Annotated in this window: 28 protein-coding genes and 1 pseudogene; 19 read left to right on the top strand and 10 right to left on the bottom strand. The window is 67.8% G+C overall.

The features are described from left to right. Nucleotides 1-147: 147 nt before the first annotated feature. The 4 genes from K8O92_22100 to K8O92_22085 all read left to right on the top strand — a co-directional run bounded on the left by K8O92_22100 (nucleotide 148) and on the right by K8O92_22085 (nucleotide 4,133). Nucleotides 148-1,314, top strand: coding sequence for a fused response regulator/phosphatase (locus K8O92_22100; protein ID UAK35873.1), 1,167 nt, complete (start codon nucleotides 148-150; stop codon nucleotides 1,312-1,314). After that, complete coding sequence (locus tag K8O92_22095; protein UAK30587.1) at nucleotides 1,314-2,939, top strand: CHASE3 domain-containing protein; 1,626 nt, start codon at nucleotides 1,314-1,316, stop codon at nucleotides 2,937-2,939. The genes K8O92_22100 and K8O92_22095 overlap by 1 nt, the downstream gene beginning before the upstream one ends. Beyond that, entirely contained in the window at nucleotides 2,936-3,382 is a 447-nt protein-coding gene (locus K8O92_22090; GenBank protein UAK30586.1) for a response regulator, read from the top strand. Before K8O92_22095 ends, K8O92_22090 begins: the two co-directional genes overlap by 4 nt. A 277-nt stretch (nucleotides 3,383-3,659) precedes the next feature. Beyond that, nucleotides 3,660-4,133 (top strand): ATP-binding protein, encoded by a 474-nt coding sequence (locus K8O92_22085; GenBank protein UAK30585.1) that lies wholly within the window; start codon nucleotides 3,660-3,662, stop codon nucleotides 4,131-4,133. A gap of 8 nt (nucleotides 4,134-4,141) precedes the next feature. On the opposite strand, the gene K8O92_22080 is transcribed toward K8O92_22085, so the two are convergent. Next, entirely contained in the window at nucleotides 4,142-4,519 is a 378-nt protein-coding gene (locus K8O92_22080) for a MerR family transcriptional regulator (GenBank protein ID UAK30584.1), read from the bottom strand. 147 nt (nucleotides 4,520-4,666) lie between these two features. Here K8O92_22080 and K8O92_22075 point away from each other — a divergent pair, with 147 nt between their 5' ends. The 10 genes from K8O92_22075 to bfr all read left to right on the top strand — a co-directional run bounded on the left by K8O92_22075 (nucleotide 4,667) and on the right by bfr (nucleotide 8,973). Next, nucleotides 4,667-5,086, top strand: coding sequence for an Hsp20 family protein (locus K8O92_22075; GenBank protein UAK30583.1), 420 nt, complete (start codon nucleotides 4,667-4,669; stop codon nucleotides 5,084-5,086). Between the two features lie 197 nt (nucleotides 5,087-5,283). Beyond that, nucleotides 5,284-5,442, top strand: coding sequence for a hypothetical protein (locus K8O92_22070; protein ID UAK30582.1), 159 nt, complete (start codon nucleotides 5,284-5,286; stop codon nucleotides 5,440-5,442). 15 nt (nucleotides 5,443-5,457) lie between these two features. Beyond that, a complete protein-coding gene (locus K8O92_22065) occupies nucleotides 5,458-5,712 on the top strand; it encodes a cold shock domain-containing protein (GenBank protein ID UAK30581.1) in 255 nt (84 codons plus the stop codon). Between the two features lie 45 nt (nucleotides 5,713-5,757). Then, complete coding sequence (locus K8O92_22060) at nucleotides 5,758-5,907, top strand: alpha/beta hydrolase (GenBank protein ID UAK30580.1); 150 nt, start codon at nucleotides 5,758-5,760, stop codon at nucleotides 5,905-5,907. Between the two features lie 15 nt (nucleotides 5,908-5,922). After that, entirely contained in the window at nucleotides 5,923-6,369 is a 447-nt protein-coding gene (locus K8O92_22055; protein UAK35872.1) for an alpha/beta hydrolase, read from the top strand. A 223-nt stretch (nucleotides 6,370-6,592) separates the two neighbouring features. Continuing rightward, the gene (locus tag K8O92_22050; protein UAK30579.1) at nucleotides 6,593-7,003 is read left to right on the top strand and encodes an OB-fold domain-containing protein; all 411 of its coding nucleotides are present in this window, start codon (nucleotides 6,593-6,595) and stop codon (nucleotides 7,001-7,003) included. Nucleotides 7,004-7,120: 117 nt separating this feature from the next. Further along, nucleotides 7,121-7,540 carry a hypothetical protein gene (locus tag K8O92_22045; GenBank protein UAK30578.1) on the top strand — a complete coding sequence of 140 codons (420 nt, stop codon included), beginning with the start codon at nucleotides 7,121-7,123 and terminating at the stop codon, nucleotides 7,538-7,540. Next, nucleotides 7,524-7,976, top strand: coding sequence for a MaoC family dehydratase (locus tag K8O92_22040; protein ID UAK30577.1), 453 nt, complete (start codon nucleotides 7,524-7,526; stop codon nucleotides 7,974-7,976). Before K8O92_22045 ends, K8O92_22040 begins: the two co-directional genes overlap by 17 nt. A gap of 267 nt (nucleotides 7,977-8,243) precedes the next feature. Continuing rightward, entirely contained in the window at nucleotides 8,244-8,435 is a 192-nt protein-coding gene (locus K8O92_22035) for a (2Fe-2S)-binding protein (protein UAK30576.1), read from the top strand. Between the two features lie 58 nt (nucleotides 8,436-8,493). Continuing rightward, nucleotides 8,494-8,973 (top strand): bacterioferritin, encoded by a 480-nt coding sequence (gene bfr, locus K8O92_22030; protein ID UAK30575.1) that lies wholly within the window; start codon nucleotides 8,494-8,496, stop codon nucleotides 8,971-8,973. 55 nt (nucleotides 8,974-9,028) lie between these two features. Here bfr and K8O92_22025 read toward each other — a convergent pair. The 3 genes and pseudogenes from K8O92_22025 to K8O92_22015 all read right to left on the bottom strand — a co-directional run bounded on the left by K8O92_22025 (nucleotide 9,029) and on the right by K8O92_22015 (nucleotide 10,664). Next, nucleotides 9,029-9,309, bottom strand: a pseudogene (locus K8O92_22025) (acyl-CoA dehydrogenase family protein). Nucleotides 9,310-9,381: 72 nt separating this feature from the next. Then, nucleotides 9,382-9,708 (bottom strand): hypothetical protein, encoded by a 327-nt coding sequence (locus tag K8O92_22020; protein UAK30574.1) that lies wholly within the window; start codon nucleotides 9,706-9,708, stop codon nucleotides 9,382-9,384. A gap of 470 nt (nucleotides 9,709-10,178) precedes the next feature. Further along, nucleotides 10,179-10,664: a DUF4383 domain-containing protein gene (locus K8O92_22015; GenBank protein ID UAK30573.1), complete on the bottom strand. Its 486-nt coding sequence runs from the start codon at nucleotides 10,662-10,664 to the stop codon at nucleotides 10,179-10,181. 442 nt (nucleotides 10,665-11,106) lie between these two features. On the opposite strand from K8O92_22015, the gene K8O92_22010 reads away from it, so the two are divergent. Together K8O92_22010 and K8O92_22005 are read left to right on the top strand one after the other, a co-directional pair. Next, nucleotides 11,107-11,289 (top strand): hypothetical protein, encoded by a 183-nt coding sequence (locus tag K8O92_22010; protein ID UAK30572.1) that lies wholly within the window; start codon nucleotides 11,107-11,109, stop codon nucleotides 11,287-11,289. A 33-nt stretch (nucleotides 11,290-11,322) separates the two neighbouring features. Then, nucleotides 11,323-11,496 carry a hypothetical protein gene (locus K8O92_22005; protein ID UAK30571.1) on the top strand — a complete coding sequence of 58 codons (174 nt, stop codon included), beginning with the start codon at nucleotides 11,323-11,325 and terminating at the stop codon, nucleotides 11,494-11,496. A gap of 117 nt (nucleotides 11,497-11,613) precedes the next feature. Here K8O92_22005 and K8O92_22000 read toward each other — a convergent pair whose 3' ends face one another. After that, on the bottom strand, nucleotides 11,614-11,916 hold the full coding sequence (locus K8O92_22000; protein UAK30570.1) for a hypothetical protein: 303 nt from the start codon (nucleotides 11,914-11,916) through the stop codon (nucleotides 11,614-11,616). A gap of 105 nt (nucleotides 11,917-12,021) precedes the next feature. Further along, nucleotides 12,022-12,606, bottom strand: a complete 585-nt coding sequence (locus tag K8O92_21995) for an HdeD family acid-resistance protein (GenBank protein UAK30569.1) — start codon at nucleotides 12,604-12,606, stop codon at nucleotides 12,022-12,024. A gap of 214 nt (nucleotides 12,607-12,820) precedes the next feature. On the opposite strand from K8O92_21995, the gene K8O92_21990 reads away from it, so the two are divergent. Further along, a complete protein-coding gene (locus K8O92_21990) occupies nucleotides 12,821-13,807 on the top strand; it encodes a glycosyltransferase family 9 protein (GenBank protein ID UAK30568.1) in 987 nt (328 codons plus the stop codon). Between the two features lie 70 nt (nucleotides 13,808-13,877). Here K8O92_21990 and K8O92_21985 read toward each other — a convergent pair whose 3' ends face one another. Further along, a complete protein-coding gene (locus tag K8O92_21985) occupies nucleotides 13,878-14,195 on the bottom strand; it encodes a metalloregulator ArsR/SmtB family transcription factor (protein ID UAK30567.1) in 318 nt (105 codons plus the stop codon). A gap of 185 nt (nucleotides 14,196-14,380) precedes the next feature. On the opposite strand from K8O92_21985, the gene K8O92_21980 reads away from it, so the two are divergent. Continuing rightward, nucleotides 14,381-15,097 carry a M23 family metallopeptidase gene (locus tag K8O92_21980; GenBank protein ID UAK30566.1) on the top strand — a complete coding sequence of 239 codons (717 nt, stop codon included), beginning with the start codon at nucleotides 14,381-14,383 and terminating at the stop codon, nucleotides 15,095-15,097. A 218-nt stretch (nucleotides 15,098-15,315) separates the two neighbouring features. Here the strand turns inward: K8O92_21980 and K8O92_21975 are convergent, their stop codons facing one another. Then, nucleotides 15,316-16,329, bottom strand: coding sequence for a GDSL family lipase (locus K8O92_21975; protein UAK30565.1), 1,014 nt, complete (start codon nucleotides 16,327-16,329; stop codon nucleotides 15,316-15,318). Between the two features lie 296 nt (nucleotides 16,330-16,625). Beyond that, the gene (locus K8O92_21970) at nucleotides 16,626-18,215 is read right to left on the bottom strand and encodes a GMC family oxidoreductase N-terminal domain-containing protein (protein UAK30564.1); all 1,590 of its coding nucleotides are present in this window, start codon (nucleotides 18,213-18,215) and stop codon (nucleotides 16,626-16,628) included. Between the two features lie 533 nt (nucleotides 18,216-18,748). Here K8O92_21970 and K8O92_21965 point away from each other — a divergent pair. Further along, nucleotides 18,749-19,831, top strand: coding sequence for a hypothetical protein (locus tag K8O92_21965; GenBank protein UAK30563.1), 1,083 nt, complete (start codon nucleotides 18,749-18,751; stop codon nucleotides 19,829-19,831). Here the strand turns inward: K8O92_21965 and K8O92_21960 are convergent. Beyond that, entirely contained in the window at nucleotides 19,803-20,123 is a 321-nt protein-coding gene (locus K8O92_21960) for a hypothetical protein (protein UAK30562.1), read from the bottom strand. The genes K8O92_21965 and K8O92_21960 overlap by 29 nt on opposite strands. Between the last annotated feature and the right edge of the window lie 114 nt (nucleotides 20,124-20,237).

The raw sequence follows: 20,237 nt of genomic DNA, 5'->3' as shown, positions 1-20,237 counted from the left end.
TGTCGGTGTTCGCCGACGACGGCAGTGACGCTGCCATTCGTTCCACCGCGACTGGACCCGCGACCGGTGGTGTCCGTGCGGCGTGACGGGACGGACGACGATCCCGAGCTGATCGTGGACGCGGATTGGCCCTGGCAGCAACCTTCGGTGCTGCTGATCGAGGACGATCCCGGCGACGCGCTGCTGGTGGAGGAACTGGTCTCCGACGGCGCGCCCGGCCTGCAACTGCACTGGGTCCGGTCGCTGGCGGAGGCCGCCGAGCATCTGTCCGCGGCCGAACCCGACTGCGTGCTGCTGGACCTGCATCTGCCCGACGCCCAAGGGCTCGAGGCGGTGGATCGCATCCGCCAGCACACCGACCAGGTCGCGATCGTGGTGATGACCGGGCTCGATCAGGAGCAGACCGGTTTGGCCGCGGTCGCGGCCGGAGCCCAGGACTATCTGGTCAAAGGCCGGGTCGAGCCCGAACTGTTCGGGCGCGCGGTGCGCTACGCGATCCAGCGCAAGCAGGCCGAGCGCACCAGCGCCGCACTGCAGGCGAGCAATATGCGCGCGCAGGAGAACGCGCGGCTGGAACGCGGTCTGCTGCCCACCCCACTCCTGCGTGGACACAGAGTCGTCGACGTCGTGGCGCGTTACCGTCCCGGCCGGGCCCATTCCCTGCTCGGCGGCGATTTCTACGACGTGGTGCAAGACGCGGACGGCACCGTGCACGCCGTCATCGGTGACGTGTCCGGACACGGCCCGGACGAGGCGGCGACCGGTGTGGCGTTGCGCCTGGCTTGGCGCACCCTGGTGCTGAGCGGAGTGACCGGGGAGCGGCAACTCCGGCTGCTCGAACAGGTCCTGCTCGCCGAACGCACCGGCAGGCAGACCTTCGCGACGGTCACCAGCCTGATGTTGCATCCGGGCGATCGCCGCGCTCAGGTGCTGCGAGCCGGGCACCCCGGGATGCTGCTGCGCTCGGCCACCGAGTTGGCCTGGGTCGAGGTGCCCGGCGGGCCGGCTCTCGGCTTTCTGCCCGGTCGCGCCGAGTGGCCCGTCCAGGAACTCGACCTGCCGCTGGGTTCCGGGCTGATGGTGTTCACCGACGGCTTGTTCGAGGGACGAGTCGGGACCGATCAGGAACGCCTCGGCGAGCAGGGGCTGATGGAGGTCGCCCGCGCGGTCCGAGCCGCGGATCCGAACTGGTTCGTCGATGAGCTGATCGGCCGCGTCGAGGGGCTGGCGGGCGCGTCCGGGGGTTTGGACGACGATGTCGCGATCTTGTACCTCGGGTGGAATCGCGACCGGCAAGGACAGGACCAGAACTGATGACGACGAAGACCGGCCGGCCGCCGCTGAGCGCGCGGCTGACCGCCCAAGCCTGGTTCCAGCTGGTGCTGGCCGCGATGGTGCTGGTGGTGATCATCGGCACCGTGGCGGGCGCCCAGGTGATCGCACACACCAACCGCGTGACCGATCGGCTGCTGGACAACTCGCTGCCCGCGGCGGCCGAGGCCTACCGGTTGCAGAGCGCGCTGGTGGATCAGGAGACCGGCCTGCGCGGCTACGCCATCACCGCGGACCCGCAGTTCCTGCAACCGTACAGCGACGGCACCCGCGACGAGGCGCAGTCCGTCGCCCGCCTGCGGGAGCTGCTGGCCGACCGGCAACCCTTGCTCGAAGAACTCGACGCCCTGGAGCGCGCCGCACAGCGATGGCGCATCGACTACGCCGAACCGCTGGTCGCGGCGTTGGCCTCCGGATCGGCCCGCGGCGTCGATCCCGCCGTCCCGGCACGCGGTAAACCGCTCTTCGATGAACTCCGGATGCGCTTCGAAGCCCAGAACAGCAACCTCACGGCGGCCATCGCGCACGACGAAGAGCAGCTCACCCACACCCGCAAGGTCCGGGACGCGGTGCTGGCCGGGATGGTCGTCGCGTTCCTGTTGACCGGCGTACTGCTGACCGTGTTGATCCGGCGTTTGATCGCCCGTCCCCTCGGTTCCTTGACCGACGCGTCGCTTCGCGTCGCGGGCGGCGACTTCGACCATCACATCGACGTGCACGGCCCGGCCGATCTCGCGACCGTCGCGAACGCGGTCGAGAGCATGCGCCGCCGCATCGTCACCGAACTGAGTTCCTCACGCGCCAAGGAAGCCGTACTCGCCGAGCAGAAGACCGATCTGGATCTCCAGGCCGAGGAACTGCGCCGGTCCAACACCGAGCTGGAGCAGTTCGCCTACGTCGCCTCCCATGACCTGCAGGAGCCGCTGCGCAAGGTGGCGTCGTTCTGCCAACTGCTGGAGAAGCGGTACGGCGACCAGCTCGACGAGCGGGGCAAGCAGTACATCGACTTCGCCGTCGACGGCGCCAAGCGGATGCAGGTGCTGATCAACGATCTGCTCACGTTCTCCCGCGTGGGCCGGATCACCGACCGCACCGAACCCACCGGCCTGGGCCAGTCCCTGGACAAGGCGCTGACCAATCTGTCCAACGCGATCGATGACACCGGCGCCGTCATCCGGCGACCGGACGACCTGCCCGAGATCATCGGCGATCCGACATTGCTGACGATGCTCTGGCAGAACCTGGTCGCCAACGCCATCAAGTTCCGCGCGCCCGAGCGCGCACCGGAGCTCGAGATCACCTGCGCACCGACCGACGACAGCAGCGGCTGGCTGCTGTCTGTCACCGACAACGGCATCGGGATCGCGCCCGAATTCGCCGAGAAGGTGTTCGTCATCTTCCAGCGGCTGCACAATCGGGAGGAGTACAGCGGGACCGGCATCGGGCTGGCCGTCTGCAAGAAGATCGTGGAGTATCACGGCGGCCGGATCTGGATCGACACCGACTACACGGCCGGCACTCGCTTCTGCTTCACCCTGCGCGCCGCCGACGCCGACCTCAGCGCCGGTACCGCCGACGCCCCCGTCCACGAAGGAGCCCCCGCATGACCACTTCCGGCCAGCCCATCGACATCCTGCTCGTCGAAGACGATCCGGGCGACGAGCTGATGACGCGAGAGGCGTTCGAGGACAACAAGATCGGCAACAACCTGCACGTCGCCAGAGACGGCGAGGAGGCGCTGGACTTCCTCTACCGCCAGGGCGAGTACGCGGACGCGCCGCGACCGGACCTGATTCTGCTCGACCTCAATCTGCCCAAGTACGACGGCAGGCAGGTGCTGGAGAAGATCAAAGCCGACCCCGACCTGTCGCACATCCCGGTGGTCGTGCTGACCACCTCCGCGGCCGAAGAGGACATACTGCGCAGCTATCGGTTGCACGCCAACGCGTATGTCACCAAGCCGGTCGACCTCGACCAGTTCGTCGCCGCCATCAAGCAGATCGATGACTTCTTCGTCCAGGTCGTCCGGCTGCCGCCGCACAAGCAGTAGCCGCGTTCCCCCCGCTGTGCCGATCTGCGGCACAGCCGTTTACGGTGTCCACGAGACCTCGGATGACCGGGTTCTCACCGGAGGCACCGCGGGCATGAATGGGGAATGATCACTTGGGTATAGCTTCGGGGAATATGGCACACGCACGGCGAACACGACAGCCGAGCCCGACGACGGCCCACGTGCTCGGCGTGGCGCGAGTACAGCGCACCGATCCCCGACAGGGAGGTAACGAGGTGACGGCGCATCGACGCCCTCGACACGAGACGACGACGAGATGGCCTCTCCGCGACAGACACACCCGGACCGCGGCGGCTGGTACGCGCCCGTGAGCGCGGGCGACCGGGTCCCGCTACCCAACGCCGTGACGCCGCTGGACATGGATTTTCCCGCCGAGGCGGAGCAATTGGCAACCGTCCGGCACACCCTCCAGGAATGGCTGGCCGCCAGTGGGATGGCGCCCGGCCCGGCCTACGACGTGCTGCTGGCCGTCGGCGAGGCCTGCACCAACGCCGTCGAGCACGGCCATCGCGGCGACGGCGGCGTGGTCCGCTTGCGGGCGTCGATCGACGGCGACGAACTCCGGGTGACCATTTCCGACAGCGGCCGCTGGAAACCGCCCGATCCGCACGCCGCCGATTCACTGCGCGGGCGCGGCATGCAGCTGATCCGCGCGCTCATCCCGGACGTCAGCGTGACCACCGGCGATTCCGGCACGGTGGTCGATCTGCGCGCACGCTTCACGGAATGATCGCGCGCCTACGGCTTGCCGTGCGGCTGGTCGCGCGCGTCCCGTAGCCGGACATTGTCCGCTTGCAGCCGGTCATTGTCCGCGTAGAGCCGGTCGTTGTCCGCGTGCAGGTCGGCATTCGCGTCTTCCAGGTCGAGAATGCGGCGAATCCCCGTGAGATTGACCCCCGTCGCGACCAAGTCGGTGATACGCCGCAGGCGAGCCAGATCGTTGCCGCTGTAGCGGCGGGTGCCCCCGTCGCTGCGGGCGGGAGTCAACAACCCGTGGCGCTCGTACAGCCTGAGCGTCTGCACGCCGATTCCAGCCAGCCCGGCAGCGACCGAAATCCCGTAGACCGCCTGGCCGGGATCCGGCAGATGCCCCGAGTCGCCCCTCTCCTGCGCCATCCATCCTCACTTCATGTTGACCAACAGATTTCCTAGTTTAGCGTCTTGCACTCAACTCCTCTCGATGCTATAAAAAATCTATGCCAGATAACAGAGGTTATCTGAGGTCCCTACTATGGAGAATGGAGTGAGTTGGAGGTGGCGACCATGCTGATGCGCACCGATCCGTTCCGCGATCTGGACCGTCTGACGCAGCAGGTGTTCGGCACGAAGGCACATCCTGCGGTGATGCCGATGGACGCCTGGCGCGCGGGCGAGGAATTCGTCGTGGAGTTCGATCTGCCCGGTATCGACCCCGAGTCCCTGGACCTGGACATCGAGCGCAATGTGGTGACGGTGCGCGCGCGTCGTCCCGAACTCGACTCGGGACGCGAGATGATCGCCGCGGAACGCTCCCGCGGCGTGTTCAGCCGTCAGCTGTTCCTGGGCGAGAACCTCGACACCGACAAGATCCGTGCCGAGTACACCGATGGCGTCCTCCGACTGACCATTCCGGTCGCGGAGAAGGCCAAGCCGCGCAAGATCGAGATCGGTCGCGGCAACGGACACAAGGCGATCGACGCCTGACCGACCGCATACGAACGCTACCGGAACCGAGAAGTGAGGTGATGGCGTATCGAGCGATGGCGCGACAGCTCTGCGACAAGTGTCATATCACCCTTTTCGGGCGGGCCCGGAGTTCCGGGCCCGCACTCGGCTGGAACGCGAAAGGCGTTACCGCACAAGACTTACTCGCCAACGGAAACCTGATGGAGCGACCGATCATGGCACGCATCGAACCACGCGACCCCCTGCTCGCACCGGCTGAGCCCGGATCCGGGAATTCGTCCGAGACCGCGGTCATCTGGCCCGACCCCAGCCCGCTGGACGCCTGGTGGCGCCGGATCATGCACCCCGATCCGCTGCGCCGCGACGCCGCCTGACCGCCGATCCTTACCGTGACCGACCAGCCCCACCACCGCACCGCGGCGAATTTCTGGCGCCGCGGCACGGTGGTCTGGTTCAACATCGAGAAGGGCTTCGGGTTCCTGCAACCCGCGGACGACCCCACTCCGGTCTTCATCGAGTACACCAGCATCGAGACCAGCGGGTACAAGTCGCTGTACGCAGGCCAGCCCGTGCTCTTCACCGCCACCCTGCGCAAGCGCGGCCCCGAAGCCACAGCGGTGCGCCCACTGCTCCCCCGCCCTTGACACAGCCGACGATGCGGCCGTCGCGGTCATCCGGCAGCCCCCGGCGTGCTTTTCATCCATGGCGGCGGATACGTCCTGGGCACGGCATCGCTCGGCGATCATTTCTGCCGCCGCGTCGCCGCGCGGCTCGGGGCGGTCGCCGCGTCGGTGGAATACCGGCGGGCGCCACGGCATCGGTTCCCCGCGCCCCTCTAGGACTGCTACGCCGCGCTGCGCTGGCTGGCCGCCCAGCCCGACGTCGACGCCGAACGCATCGCGATCGTCGGGGAGAGCGCCGACGGAGGCCTCGGTGCCGCCCTCGCGCTGCTGGCTGGCGAACGTGCCGAGGTGCGCCCGGTCCTGCAGGCGCTGTCCTACCCGATGCTGGATGACCGGACCGCCGAGCGCACCGACATCGACCCGCGGCGGCTGCGTATGTGGAGCCAGCGGCACAATAGGCTTGGATGGCGCGCCTACCTCGGCCCGGTCGCAAACGGCCCGGTTCCACCGTTGGCCGCACCGGCCCGCTACGTGGATCTGTCGGCGGCGCATGCCGCCTGGATCGGCGTCGGCACCAACGACTTGTTCTACGACGAGAACATCGCCTACGCCGACCGGCTACGGCAGGCGGGGGTTCCCTGCACGAGGTGCGCGGCGGCTACCACGGCTTCGAGCTGATCGAGCACCGAGCGCCCGTCTCGCGGGCCTTCTCGCGAGCCCGGATGACGGCGCTGGACGAAGCGCTCAACGGGAAGGGCCGTACCGCCGGTTGAGGAAAAATAGGTATACCTGCGGCCGATCGGCCGTCGCGGGCCGGACTGCGGGCACGAGAGGCTGACGTGGTTGATTTCGACAGCACGAGCACACCCAGGCGGCTGCTTCTATGTACCAGTACAACCCGATGCACACTCGAAACGTCGGTGACGCCCCCGCCGGCGGTGCGGCGACAACGTTGATGATCCGTCGTTGCGGGCGCTGTGACAGACTGCTGGCGCCGCTGTTCGACGCGTGTTCGTACTGCCGGTCCGCCGACCTCGAATGGGTGCCCGCCTCCGGCGGCGGGTCGATCGTGTCGTGGCGGGTGTTGCGCTGCTCCGCGCACCCGCGCGACGAGACGAAACGATCCACGATCGCGATCGTCGAACTCGACGAGGGTCCGTGGTTGTACACGACGATCCACGGCGAACTACCGCCGTCCTCCGCGGCGCCGGTCCGGGTGCGATTCCGAGCATGTCCCCGCGACGACAGGTTCCCGGTCTTCGCGGTCAGCGCCGATCCGAGTACCTCCGACACCGCCGCTCGACCAGCATGAGAGGCGGCCACGAGCCGAGTCGACTCATCGAGCCACGGTCGAGACTTCGCCGGCGCAGCGGCGAGGAATCTCCCGAATCGCCGATCGCTCTAGGCGCCGCTTCTTTCATGTTCTTTCATGGTGGCACCGGATCCGGACGTGCAGCTGCCGCCGTGGCTGAGCGTCGAGCTGCCGCCCACCGCCGAGCGGCTGCCCCTATCGCTGGCCGATCGGGCCGGCGGTGAGCGCGTCACCCCCGGAAGGGTGGTACTCCCGCGGTCGACGGAGGGGTTGAACGCCTCCGACACCATCAACGGCGGCCTGATCGCGCTGGCCGCCGAGGAGGCCGTGCTCTCGCTCACCCCCGGCGACAGCCTCGGTTTCCTCGGCCTGCGCTACCTGCTCGCCGCGCCGGTGGGTCCGGTGATCGTCGAGGCCCGGGTTTCGTTGTTTCGCAGGAACGGCCCTGCGGTAGCTGCTGACCAAGCGCGGGCACGCGCCCGATATCGTGCAAGGCGCCGATCGCAGAAAAGGATTCCGTATGACCGAATTTGGTGATTTCGACGCGTTGCGCGCCGCGGTGGGCACCGTGCTCGGGCCCGGAGAGTGGATCGAGATCGACCAGCAGCGCATCGATCTGTTCGCCGAGGCGACCGGTGACCACCAGTGGATCCACGTCGATCCAGGCCGCGCCGCGGACGGTCCGTACGGGGCCACGATCGCGCACGGATTCCTCACCCTCGCGCTGCTCGCTCCGATCAGCCAGCAGCTAATGACGGTGGGTTCGGCCCGGATAGCGATCAACTACGGGTTGAACAAGGTGCGTTTCGTGAGCCCGGTCCGGGTCGGCAGCCGGGTGCGCGGCACCGTCACACTCACCGCCGTCACCGACGTGCCCGGCGGGGTCCAGGCCGAACGCACCGTGACGATCACCGCCGAGGGCGCGGACAAGCCAGCCTGCGTCGCGGAGCACGTGGTCAGGTACCTGGCCTGAGCGGCACATGCTGATCCGCAACGCCACGCTTTCCGGCAGCCGCACACCGACGTGCGCTGGCACGCCGGGCGGTCATCGCCTGCGGCAACGAGTTGCGTCCGCTGCCCGGCGAGGACGAGCACAGGCGACGACCGGCCGGACAGCGGTCCCCGCGACCCGGCGCGACACAGGGGTTCCCACCTGCGGACTCAGCTGCTATACATTAGGGGAGGCTTACCTCGTTAGTCGAGGCTAACCTCAGTGACAACTTGACCCTGGTGAGGCTTCATGTACGTGTGCATCTGTAACGCAGTGTCCGAAGGTGACGTGCACCGCTGCGTTTCGGCCGGCGCCGACAGCATCCGCCAGGTGAAGAACGCCTGCGGCTGGAAGCCGGGCTGTGGCAGTTGCACGGCGCGTTTGGCCGAGGTGCTCGGCCGGGCTCGCGCATCGGCCGAGGCACAACCGTCGGCCGCCTGATACGACACACCAGGCGGTCTATCCGCCGCTGCGCACAATTTGTGCCACGATCGCAGCTATGGACGGCGACAACGACATCGTGGCGCTGCTCAACGAGCAGCTGACGGCCGAACTCACGGCGATAAACCAGTACTTCCTGCACGCGAAGATGCAGGAGAACTGGGGTTTCACCAAGCTGGCGCGGCACACTCGGCACGAGTCCATCGATGAGATGAAACATGCCGAGCTCCTCACCGACCGCATCCTCTTCCTGGATGGGTTGCCCAACTATCAGAAGCTCAACGCGCTGCGCATCGGGCAGACCGTGCCGGAGCAACTGCGCGCCGATCTGGAGATCGAGATGGAGGCGGTCGACCGGCTCCGGCGGGGCATCGAGCTGATGCGTTCGCGCGGCGACGTGACCTCGGCTCGCATCTTCGAGCACATTCTCGAAGACGAAGAGAAGCACGTCGACTACCTGGAGACCGAACTCGATCTGGTGGAGAAGCTGGGCGAGCCGCTGTACCTCCAGCGCTTCACCGAGACTCCGGACGACTGATCCGGTATTCCGGTCCGCCTGCCGGAGGCGGCCCGGCGATACGCTCCGGCGCCGATTACGCCGAGGCGTATCGCCGGGCCAGTCGCTTCCGAGGCTCGGCGGGCGTCCCGAAGAGGGACCGATCGAGCGTGGCTCGCTTGATGTACGTGTGGATTCCACTCTCCCGTCCCAGATGTACCCATGCCGCCGTGTAGTTGCATGGCTTTCCCCGCCACCCGCACGGCTGTGTCGGTGGTGAACGCTTTGACCATCGACGCCCGCATCCGGCGCGGATCCGGCCTCGGCTCGGACGGCCGCCGCCACCAGCTTCCGGGCCACCGATATCTGCACCAGCATGTCCGCGCAGGGGCGTTTGACGGCCTGGAAGGAACCGATCGGGCGGCCGAACTACTCGCGCACGGGGGCGGCCTACGCCCAGATTCGCGACAGTGCCGAGCGGGAGTAGGTCTCCTGCGGCGTCACCGTGATCAGGTCGCAGACTTCCACGAGTTCGTTCGGTACCGCGTTGCCGAAGTGATGCAGGTTCGGCTTGATGACCGCGTCCACACCGAAGTTCCGGACGACGTCGACCAGGCGATCCACCGGTGCGTCGGTACCGGCGCCGAAAGTCACGGTCTTGCACAACTCATAGCCCAGGCGTTTCGCCAAACTCCGCATCTGCGCTTCGTCCCAATCCTGGGACACACCTGAGACGTCCTTGCGGAGATATCCCAGCGCGGGTGGCTTGGCCCTCATCGGTACTCCCTTGCCGCGGGTCGTTGCTGAAGTGGTCGAAGCGCCTGCACTCCCGCAGCTCGCGCGGTGTCGGCGCATCGAGGTGCAGGCTGAGCAAGGTCTTGACATCATATGTTGTCAACAGCAGTCGATGTCAACATGTGCGGCATCCGACGAACGCCACTTCCGCGCAGCGACCGAGCGCCGCCCACGTCGAGGGTACCGCCGAGTACCCGGCGGCCGGGTGGACCGCTAGGCGCGAGATGTCCTGCATAGCAGCAAATTCCGAGTACACGAGACGCAGCACACACTGCCGCACGCAGCGCATCGGCCGTGCGGCCGAACCCGACCCGGCCGCACGGCGACGAGGTCGGGCCGAGCAGGCGTGACCGGAGTCCGGCATGCGTGCCGGTCGGCTTTCTACGTCCGAAGAGTGATCGGTTCAATGGACACGATGTCGATCACCGCAATGACTCGGCAACTACCTCGCGTCATTCCAGCATCCCGGTCTGCCCACCCGCTCCCGGCGCCCGTGTCGCGGGCCTCCGAGCCGAGACCATGCCGAGCGTGATCATGCCGATACCGAGGGCGAAGTGCAGCCAGTTGTCCGCCGTGTCGAGCGGCACGAAGTTGGCGGTGCTGTCCGGGTCCACGATGAGTCCGTACAGCCACAGGACGAGGTAGACGGCTCCGCCGAAGACGAGGTACCCACGCGCCGATGTGGCGGCCCGGGCGGCGAGCACTCCGGCGATTCCGAAAGCCAGATGGACGACGTTGTGCAGCACGGATACGTTGAAAATCCCGAGCAATTGGGCTTCGGAGTGATGTCCCGCCCAGCCTATTTCGCTGTAGTCGGTGGTGATGCCGGGGATGAATCCGAGAATTCCGACAAGGAGGAAGACCGCTCCCACCGCCACGGCGGCGACCTGGGCAGGGGACCGCCGATCTGTCGTCGCGCCAGGTATGGAGTCGGACATCGTCGAACCAGCCCTTTCCGGCGTCTCCGGGAGATCTCCGTCTCCACCGTGCTACCCCGGCGGAAAGGCAGCAAACAGACAGCGGCCTCTCGCGATCCCTCTGCACGGACTCGAAGCGACCGCTCGCAAGGTCCGCAGTACATCCGGCCGCGTCGCGCGGGAACCTCGGATGCGTCCCGCTGGATGCGTCGACGCCACCCCTCACCGCGTCGACAGGTCGACGGCCCCGTCTCGCGTCCGACAGCCGGGCACCGTTCGACTGAGACATGCCCCGCACACCTGACCGGCTACGGCTGAGCCGTGATCCGTGTCTCCTCCGGCGACTACGCCGCTGACTCGCGCGCGCCACCCATTCCGTGAATACTGTGGACGACTCGAAAACAACTGTCCGCCTTGCCAAGCCAACGCAGTCTGTCAGCCGGATGGTGCTGCCAGGGAGGCAATGACTGTGTTGGTTTGGTGCGTTGTGGCGATGATCGTGGTCGTCCTGCTGGGTTCGGCCGCGACGGCGATGGCGTGGGATCCGCGAGGACGTCGCCGCTCGGGCGACGCCGAGCCGGTCCCGGTCTCGGTAACCGCCGAGTCCGCAGTGCGGCGCCCCGGCGAGTGGCCGCGCACGCGCTGAATCGAGCATCGCACCGAGGTCGCATACCGGATCATGTGCGAGAGCCGGATCGTCGAGGACGGCGTCTACACGGGGTTGCTCCCCCGCGTCGGCGACACGCCCTCACCCAACTCTCCAGCGACGGCTGCCAGGCCGTCGCCGCACGAAGCGGGCATTCCGCGGTTCACCGAACCCCGCTTGGTCGCCGTGGCGATCATGGTTGCGTAGGCGGCGGTAGATAGTCGGAAGCGGCCGAGGCTGCTCGCCGCCCGCACCGGCGAAGCGCATGAGCTCACCGGCGCGCGGCGGCGTCCACGCATGCCTCGGCCGCCGAAACGAGCAGCCTCAGCTGACGAGGATGCTGCCGCCCTTGGGCAGGAATCCCAACGTCGCCACCTGAAGCTCACCGAGGACGGAGCCGGTGCAATCCCGCCCGGAGTAGAACGTGACGGCACGATCGGTGCTGTTGCCGATGGTGCTCTGGAGCAGGGTGGTGGTGTGGTCGGTGTTCAGGCAACCCACCGGGTCCTCATAGCGTTCACCGTTGATCGTGACCGTGCCGACCGCGGCCTGCGCCGTCCCCGCCGACAGCATGGCCGCGGCCCCTGCCAGGGCCAGCGCACCGACAAACCCAGCAGTACGAATCATTCGCGCCTCCAGTTCTTTTCGATGTCGGCCAACCCCGAAGCCGACGTCTGGTGAAAATGCGCCTGTGATTCTGTCACGAGTTCCAGCGGGAAGGAACCGTGCTGGTCAGACGCCCGCGGGCACAGCGGTCCCGGCCTCCTTGCGAACGCCGAAGGCCACGATGATCTCCATGATGCCGAGGATGATCAGCCAGACCCCCGCCACCATGGCCAGCGTGGCCACCGAGCGCACCGGCCAGACGATCAGCACGACACCGGCGATGGCGGTCACGAGACCGAAGAACACCTGCCACCAGCGCCCCGGCATTCCCGGCTCGGAAATCGCGGCTACCAGCAGCGCCACCCCGCGGAAGAGCCAGCCGATGCCGATCCACAAGCCGAGCAGCAAGAGGGAGGCCAGTTCGTCGCGGAAGCAGAAGACGCCGACGATGATGGACAGCACGCCGATGATGAACGACAGGATCCGCATACCCGTGCCTGTCGGCGCGCCGAAGGCGGCGACCAACTGCAGAACTCCGGTGACCACCAGGTAGACGCCGAAGATGATGCCCGCGGCCTGCAGGGTGATGTCCGGCCAGACCAGGATGAGGACGCCGAGAATCACCGCCATGACGCCGGTGAGCAGGATGGTTTGCCATGCCCTGCGGGCAAGAGACTGCAGAGGACCCTCTACCACGCTGTTTGTCGTCATTTGCCGATGCTATAACCCGCTCCGGCTTGATTGCTGATCATTTGCCTACCGCGTCTCTCCGTGCTCGCTCGGCTCAGCACCACGGTGTTGCCCGTTGTTCACGTTTCGCCGTCGGAGCGGTCGGGTAGTCAGTACTGAGTGACTCTTCGTCGGCGCCCCTGGGCTGCACGGGTGGGTCGGGGTTCGGTGAGACTCGGGTGGCTAGGAGAAGAGGGTGGCGGTTCTGCTCGTGTTGCAGGCGCGTGGGCTGGGTGATCTACTCACCGCGGTCCCGGCTTTACGGGCGCTGCGCCGGGCCAAACCGCACGATCGCATCGTCTTGGCGGCCCCCCAGCGGCTCAAGCCGATCGTCGATCTGATCGCGTCGGTCGACGCGCTGTTGCCGACGGCCGAACTGGGCACCCTGCGCTGGAACGCTCCCCCGCCCGAATTGGCGGTCAACCTGCACGGCGCGAGCCCCGAAAGCCTCGTCGCGCTGTCCAAGACCCAGCCCGGGCGCATCCTGTCCTTCCGCAACTCGGCGTTCCCCGAGGTGTCCGGCCCCGAATGGGAGCCGGACATGCACGATGTGGACCGCTGGTGTCACCTGCTGCAATACGACGGCATCGGCGCGGATCGCCGCAACCTAGGACTGGTTCCGCCGGTTTCGACGACCAGCCGTCGCGACTGCGTTGTCGTCCACGTCGGCGCGGGCGCACCGGCCCGCCGCTGGCCCCCGGATCGTTTCGCCGCGGTCGTGCGACATCTGCTGGTGCTCGGGCGCGAAGTGGTGCTCACCGGCGACGAATACGAGCGCGAACTCGCGCTGGGCATCGCCGCACGGGCCGGGCTGCCGATCGGCCGCGTGCTGGCCGGAGAGCAGAGCCTCATCGATCTGGCCGCCACCGTCGCCGAGGCCGCATTGGTGATCTGCGGGGACACCGGCGTAGCGCACCTCGCCACGGCGTTCGGCACCCGCACCGTCCTCCTGTTCGGCCCCACACCGCCACGGTGGGCGGGTCCGCCGTCCCACCTGCTGGGCAGGCACGCCGTGCTGTGGAGCGGCCGGATCGGCGACCCGGACGCCGACACCCCCGACCCCGGCCTGTTGCAGATCGGGGTCAGCGAGGTGATCGAGGCCGTCGACAAGCAACTGGGCAAGCGCAACTGGCCCGGCACGGGCACCGAGCGGCGCAAGACGGCGTATCGGCGCGTCGGCTGACGCCGCCACCGCCGTCCCGAAGCCACCCGGGGATGACGGTCACTCGGGGAAGTGCGCGCTCCCACCGCATTCAGGCGGTTGTCGCGGCACTGCGCAGCGCCGCCGAATAGGCAGCGATCGCACTCGGCCAGAACTGTTCGAGATAGTCGCGCGCATCGGCGAGGCCGCGCGGGTCCAGGGAGTAGAGCCTGCGGTTGCCTTCCGCCCGCATCATGACCAGCCGCGCCGCACGCAGCACGCGCAGGTGCTGCGAGACCGCCGAACTGGTCACGCCGACTTCTCGCGCGAGTTCGCCCACCGAGCGCGGGGCCTGCGGCAGGGCCTCGAAGATCGCGCGACGGGTCGGGTCCGCCAGAGCGGTCAGGGCGCGCACTCCATTAGTCGCCACTCACACAGTCTGGTCAACTGACGTTTTGCTGGTCAACTCCTGGGTAAGACATCGTTTTCCCAGTTCGCGCTGAAAACCGCGACGATCCGTTACCTCTTCGTGACCGTCGAACTGGGCGTTTATCCGCCCGTGACGGTTGCCACAAGATTGCGAGCGGGGTACACGGCTGCCGTACGTTCGTTCCCATGCCCGTGACCTTTCCGTTACCGATCCGTCGCGGCGTGACCCGGTTCCGCCGCAATCACGCCGCCACCCGCGTGGTCGCCGCCTCCGCGGTCGTCACCGCCTCCCTCGGCATCCTCGCCGCGGCACAGCAGGACCAGGACGCCGACGCGTCCGCCCGCCTCGTCGCGGGGAAAATCGCCTCCGGCGAGATCCGCCCGGCAGAGGGCATGGCTCAATTCGCTCTCTTCGCCCCGCACGAAACGCAAGCTCCGCACGCCGCCCCGGCGCCGGAGGCCTGGGATCCGAATCGCCTCGCGCAGAATTTCGCGCGCCCTAAGACCGTCCGGCCCGTCGGCGGGGTGCTCACCTCGAACTACGGCGCGCGCTGGGGCACGATGCACGCGGGCTTGGACTTCGGCGACCCGCTCGGCGCGCCGATCGCCGCGGTCACCGACGGCGTCGTGATCGAGGCCGGTCCCGCTTCCGGCTTCGGGCTGTGGGTGCGCGTGCAACAGGATGACGGCACCGTGGGCGTCTACGGCCACGTCAACGACATCCTCGCCGCCGTCGGCCAGCCGGTCCGCGCGGGCGACGTCATCGCGACGGTCGGCAACCGTGGGTACTCCACCGGCCCGCATCTGCACTACGAGGTCCACCTTCCCGGCGGCGTACCGATCGATCCGCAGCCGTGGCTGGCCCAGCGCGGCATCGACGTCGGGCACGCCCCGGAGGACTGATCCCTCTCGTTCGCGGGACATGAGGGGCTTGCGAACCGACTCGGCGGCAGAGCCGTCGCCCGCGACGGGCCGTGAACGCAACGACGCGTTCACGGCCCATTTCTTCGCATCCCGAGAACACCCACCCGCGACCTCGTGTTCGCGACCGCGCCGTGCGGACGACACCCCAGACGTGCTCCACGCCCGCACCGGCACAGCGCGGGCGGATGGGCGAATTCTCAGCAAGTAGAGGTCAGCGCGTCGTCGAGCAGGGCGAGGTCTATGGCGTCGGCCATCGCCCGATAGCCGGCGAGGCTGGGGTGCAGGCGATCCGGGCTGGAATAGGCTCCTCGGAGCACGGATGGGTTGGCGGGGTCGCGCATGGCGGCGTCGAAGTCGACGATGCCGTCGGCGAGGTTCTGGGTGCGCATCCAGGTGTTGATCTGCTGCCGCTCGATCTCGCTGCGTGATGCCAGGAGGACGCCGTCGACAAGGGCGTCGGAGGCGGGCAGCAGTGTCCCCAGCCAGATCTTCTTGCCGTGACGGTGGGCGGCGGTGATGAGTTCCTCGTACCCGGCGATCATCCGAGTGGCATCGGCAGGCGGTGGCAGCCCGAGATCGTTGATATCTTCCTGCACGAGAACCCCGCCCACACCGGACACAGCGAGCGCGTCACGTTCGAAGCGTGCCAGCCCGCTCGGGCCGAGAAATAGTGGCTCACCACCGGTGAGCACGCGATTGCTGCCGATTCCGGCGTTGACCACCGAGATCGGAATACCCGCGCTGTCCAGACGACGCTGCAGCATGTCGGGATAGCGTCCGTTGGTGTCGGCGACCCCGCGGTCGACCGGCACACTCAAAGCGGTCGCCCCCACGAATCCGTCGGTGATGGAATCGCCGAATGCCACCACCGCGCGGGTATCGGCGGCGGCCAGTACGTCCAGAGCGGCGACATACAGCCAGGAACCGGTCTGCGAGGAGAATCCGTCGGCGTCTGCCCGCCCGGTGAGATCACCGCTACCGGTCGGAGAGTAGAACGAGGTGGCGTTGGCGTTCCAGTGCTCGGTCGGCGGCCCCGCCGCATCGGGAACGTAGATACTCACCGCCACCGGGGCGAACGCCGCGACGGTGAAGGACACCGGATCGCTGACGGCATCGGCTCCGGGAGGCAGGGTGATCGATGCCCGGCCGTCGAACAGCACCGGAACGATGTTCGCCACCGCCGCGCCCGATACCTGGTCTGCGATGCTCACCCGCTCGAATGTGACCGGTGTCGGCCCGAACCGGTTGGTCAGGCGCACACGCAGCCGCGACCCACCCAGATGCGGAGTGATGATGTTCCCCGCCGCACCCGGAGGGTTGTCCCCGGCCCACCGCAGGCGTCGCCGCCTCGACGCCGACCGTGAGCAGGACAGCCGCGACCAGCGTCGCACCGAACCTGTAGGCACGCACCTGCCTCCGCGTGTCGGTGGCGACGCCGGCCGAACTCGGCGCAACGCCGAGAGCGAAACGTTTCATGATCATGACCTCTTCCCTGACAGTTCGCCGGTCAGATGCGGTTGCCGAGGTCGCGGGCGACGATATTGTCCAACGCGCGTTCGGCGACGGCGGCGATCGTCATCGACGGGTTGCACGCCGCGGTGTTACCCGGCATCAGCGCTCCATCGAGCACGTAGAGTCCGGGTTGGTCGTGGACGCGTCCGTCGAGATCGCAGACCGCGCCCATGCTCGCCCCGCCGAGCGGATGCCAGGTCGAGGGGAACAAGGCGTTGGTATCGATCAGCATGCCGTCCGGACCGGCGATCTTGTGGACGGCGGGGCCGATGTGATTGTCCTGGATGTAGCTGTCACCGCCGGCGGGCCAGTGCAGGATCGCGTCGTCGCGTGCCGAATCGTAAGTGAAGCCGCCGCGTCCGTCGCTGACACCGTATCCGACCATCATGGTGCTGCGAGCGTCCAGCGACAGGGGCGGGATGGAGGCCTGGATCACGGTGTGGGCGGCGTGCGGGTCGTCCCAGTTCTTGCTGCCGTAGACCACCGGGCCGCCTTGCGGGGCGCCGAACTCGGCCGAGGGATCGGTCCAGACGTAGATGCGGTCGGCGTTGGTACCCCAGCCTTGTCCCAATCCGTCGGGCAGATCCCGGATGAGCCCCTTGGCCCCGGCACGCACCAGCAGCCGGGTGGTATTGAGACTGCCCGCCGCCAGGATCAGCGCGCCGGTGGTCAGAACCTTGTGCTCGACCACCGCGCCGGTGGTGTCCAGCCGTTGCACATGCACGATCCAGCGGCCGTCGGAAGCCCGTTCCACGTCGGTCACCTCGTGCAAGGTCTCCACCCGCACCCGACCGGTGGCTTCGGCGGCCGCGATGTAGGTGACGTCGACCGAATGCTTGCCGCCGTTGTTGACGCCCATCGCGCCGTCGCCGTTGGTGTAGGACGCTTTCATCTCCCCGCGCAGTTCGGCGAGCGCGAAATCCCAGTCGATGGGCATCGGGATCTTCGACAACGGCATGCCCGCCCGACGGACACGATCGGCGAACACCCTCGCCGCCCGGTAATTCTCGCTGGCGATCAGCTCGTCGGGGGCCTCGGCAAGGCCGAGCATCCCGGCCACGCGCGGGTAATGAACCCGGTCCATCAACGCCCAGTCGAGTTCTTGCGGGAAGTGGGTATCGAACACCTCCCGGCTCGGTTGCAGCGACATCCCTTGATAGACAAGAGAACCGCCACCCACGCCCGCCGCGCACAGCGCGGTCATATTCTCCCCCGGCACCGCTTCGACCAGGCCGGTGTAGGGTTCGAACACCATCGGACGGCCGAACAGATTCGAGCTGGATCGGCACCACAGCAGTCGTTTGTCGGGCGAGGACGCTCGTGGGAAAGTCTCGGCGTTCGGCCCGGTCCTCCAGCGCAGGCCCCGTTCGAGCACGGTCACCGGCACCCCCGCCTGAGCGAGGCGCAGGGCGCTGACACCACCACCGAAACCCGAACCGACAACCACCACACGGTGCTCTTCACGAGTCAACGGAACGTTGTTCACCTGGGCGGCGGCGGGCGCAGCCATCGAACGAGCACCGAGAGCCGCGGCGCCGACCGCGGCGACGCCGGTCAACAGTGAGCGGCGCGAGATTCTTGTCATCAGGGATCCTTCATGGTGGGCATACCGCAAGGCACGCCGTGAACTCGCTCGTCGAAAGCTTCACCGAGCGCTTTATTCGGGTGCTGCGAGGTCGCCGAGACCGACGAGCGCAGCGGGGTAGCCGATTCGGCGAGATGGCGGTTCGAGCAGGCTCGATCGGCCGAGCGCTATGGCCGGCGTCGGCGCGGAACGAGCCGGGCCGCAGTGGCCGCTCGAGTCGTGCATGCCACCGATCCCGGTTCGTACATCGACAACTCTCCATCGGTATCGCCCCGGCATCAGCGGGAGTGGCCTGCATCACGATAGGTACTTGCTATGGCTTCGGTCACAACAAGCACGAACCAGACAGTAACATGGTTACCACCATGTTGGGTACATGCGATGTCAGGTTTATCGATGCGAATTCTCGACGCTGCGCCAACCTGCGACGGTTCCGCGGTATCGCCCGTGCCGGTAGCCGATACCGTGGTACTAGAGGCGAATAGCGCCGCGGCGGGACGCTCACGAGGGTCGGCGATTCCTACGTTCGGTCCATGTCCACAACACATTTCGCCGCCGCACCACGGGACGGGTCGTCGGCGCCGCGGCAGGGCGCGAGTACGAAGGTAGCGATGCGCGGGCGACTGCATCGCCCGCTGCTGGGCACGGTCGCCGCGATGGCCGCGCTCGTCCTGTTCTCACTCGCGGCGATGCTGGTCGACGACCGCACACTGCTGGGCGAATCCGTCTGGCTCAAGCCGATGAAATTCGGCTCGGCGTTCTTCCTCTACAGCCTCACCCTGGCCTGGCTGCTGTCGTTGCCGCACAAGGGTAGCCGCGCCACCTGGTGGCTGGGCACGGTGTTCGCGGTGACCGGTTTCGTCGATGTCGGTTTCATCGTCTTGCAGGCCGCACGCGGCACGTTCAGCCATTTCAACACCGAGGACGACCCGGTGAACTCGATCGGGCAGGTGATCTTTGCCTCCGGCGTGCCCGGCCTCTTCCTCGCCAACCTCGTGATCGTGCTCATTCTGTCCTGGCAGCGCTTGGTGGACCGGCCGACGGCACGAGCCATCCACGCCGGCCTGGCGCTGGCCGTCGTCGGTATGGCGCTGGGCTACCTGATGGGATTCACCGGTAAGCAGCTCGTGCGCGACAGCGACGGACGGATCGTCGAACTGGCCGCCGGCCACACGGTCGTGCCCGACGCGAGCGATCTCGCGCCGCGCGACGCCATGGGCGGCATGCCGATCACGCACTGGAGCACCGTCGGCGGTGACCTGCGCGTTCCGCACTTCGTCGGACTGCACGGCATTCAGATTCTGCTGCTCACGGCCGTCACCCTCGCCTGGCTGGCTCCGCGCTATCGCTGGCTGCGCCCGGAGCGAGCCCGCACCGCGGTCGTCGGTGTACTGGCGGCCGGTTACGCGGGACTGCTGGCGCTGGTCTTCTGGCAGGCGATGCGCGCGCAGTCGCTGGTCCACCCGGACACCGCGACCTGGCTCGCCGGCTGCGGGCTCGCCACGACTGTCGCAGCGCTGCTCGGCGCGGTCTATCTACGCCACCGTGCTACCGGCGGCGCGCACCGCCGGAGGTCGAGGGAGCCGGTCAGCGCAGACGTTCCGCGTCGCGGGTGAGCGCGACCAGGGTCTTGCCCAGCGCCGCCAGCTCCTCGGGCGTCGCCCCCTCGTCGATGGCGATGGCGACGTCCTCGGCGGCGCAGCGGGCGGCGAACCAGCGATCGGCCAGGTCGGCGGCCTCCTGGGCGCTGAGCACCACCGCGTCGTCGGGAATCCCGGTTCCCTTCAGACTGTTGCGGTGTTCGTAGGCGCGTTGGCGACAGGACTGACGGCAGTACCGGCGACGGCGGCCGGCCTCCGATTCCACGATCTCCCGCCCACACCACTGGCAGGACAAGCGGCGCGACATGACGCTGAACACTAGTAGCTCGCCGCCCGCCATCCGCTCAGCGACCCCCGCGAATCACCCGGCGCCGGGCGTGACGAGCCTGCCGCGACCAGGGCACTACAATGGAACGGTTCA

Origin of the sequence: Nocardia asteroides (assembly GCA_019930625.1) — a bacterium.
Classification (GTDB): Bacteria; Actinomycetota; Actinomycetes; order Mycobacteriales; family Mycobacteriaceae; genus Nocardia; species Nocardia sputi.
The sequence above is the reverse complement of the archived record's forward strand: the minus strand, read 5'-3'. Positions and strand labels throughout refer to the sequence as shown.

Excerpts from the sequence above, each read along its gene's own strand:
- K8O92_22095 (UAK30587.1), top strand. The coding sequence starts at position 1,314 with ATGACGACGAAGACCGGCCGGCCGCCGCTGAGCGCGCGGCTGACCGCC.
- K8O92_22090 (UAK30586.1), top strand. The coding sequence starts at position 2,936 with ATGACCACTTCCGGCCAGCCCATCGACATCCTGCTCGTCGAAGACGAT.
- K8O92_22085 (UAK30585.1), top strand. The coding sequence starts at position 3,660 with ATGGCCTCTCCGCGACAGACACACCCGGACCGCGGCGGCTGGTACGCG.
- K8O92_22080 (UAK30584.1), bottom strand. The coding sequence starts at position 4,519 with ATGGCGCAGGAGAGGGGCGACTCGGGGCATCTGCCGGATCCCGGCCAG.
- K8O92_22075 (UAK30583.1), top strand. The coding sequence starts at position 4,667 with ATGCTGATGCGCACCGATCCGTTCCGCGATCTGGACCGTCTGACGCAG.
- K8O92_22070 (UAK30582.1), top strand. The coding sequence starts at position 5,284 with ATGGCACGCATCGAACCACGCGACCCCCTGCTCGCACCGGCTGAGCCC.
- K8O92_22050 (UAK30579.1), top strand. The coding sequence starts at position 6,593 with ATGCACACTCGAAACGTCGGTGACGCCCCCGCCGGCGGTGCGGCGACA.
- K8O92_22045 (UAK30578.1), top strand. The coding sequence starts at position 7,121 with ATGGTGGCACCGGATCCGGACGTGCAGCTGCCGCCGTGGCTGAGCGTC.
- K8O92_22040 (UAK30577.1), top strand. The coding sequence starts at position 7,524 with ATGACCGAATTTGGTGATTTCGACGCGTTGCGCGCCGCGGTGGGCACC.
- K8O92_22035 (UAK30576.1), top strand. The coding sequence starts at position 8,244 with ATGTACGTGTGCATCTGTAACGCAGTGTCCGAAGGTGACGTGCACCGC.
- bfr (UAK30575.1), top strand. The coding sequence starts at position 8,494 with ATGGACGGCGACAACGACATCGTGGCGCTGCTCAACGAGCAGCTGACG.
- K8O92_22020 (UAK30574.1), bottom strand. The coding sequence starts at position 9,708 with ATGAGGGCCAAGCCACCCGCGCTGGGATATCTCCGCAAGGACGTCTCA.
- K8O92_22015 (UAK30573.1), bottom strand. The coding sequence starts at position 10,664 with ATGTCCGACTCCATACCTGGCGCGACGACAGATCGGCGGTCCCCTGCC.
- K8O92_22010 (UAK30572.1), top strand. The coding sequence starts at position 11,107 with ATGACTGTGTTGGTTTGGTGCGTTGTGGCGATGATCGTGGTCGTCCTG.
- K8O92_22005 (UAK30571.1), top strand. The coding sequence starts at position 11,323 with ATGTGCGAGAGCCGGATCGTCGAGGACGGCGTCTACACGGGGTTGCTC.
- K8O92_22000 (UAK30570.1), bottom strand. The coding sequence starts at position 11,916 with ATGATTCGTACTGCTGGGTTTGTCGGTGCGCTGGCCCTGGCAGGGGCC.
- K8O92_21995 (UAK30569.1), bottom strand. The coding sequence starts at position 12,606 with ATGACGACAAACAGCGTGGTAGAGGGTCCTCTGCAGTCTCTTGCCCGC.
- K8O92_21980 (UAK30566.1), top strand. The coding sequence starts at position 14,381 with ATGCCCGTGACCTTTCCGTTACCGATCCGTCGCGGCGTGACCCGGTTC.
- K8O92_21970 (UAK30564.1), bottom strand. The coding sequence starts at position 18,215 with ATGACAAGAATCTCGCGCCGCTCACTGTTGACCGGCGTCGCCGCGGTC.
- K8O92_21965 (UAK30563.1), top strand. The coding sequence starts at position 18,749 with ATGTCCACAACACATTTCGCCGCCGCACCACGGGACGGGTCGTCGGCG.
- K8O92_21960 (UAK30562.1), bottom strand. The coding sequence starts at position 20,123 with ATGTCGCGCCGCTTGTCCTGCCAGTGGTGTGGGCGGGAGATCGTGGAA.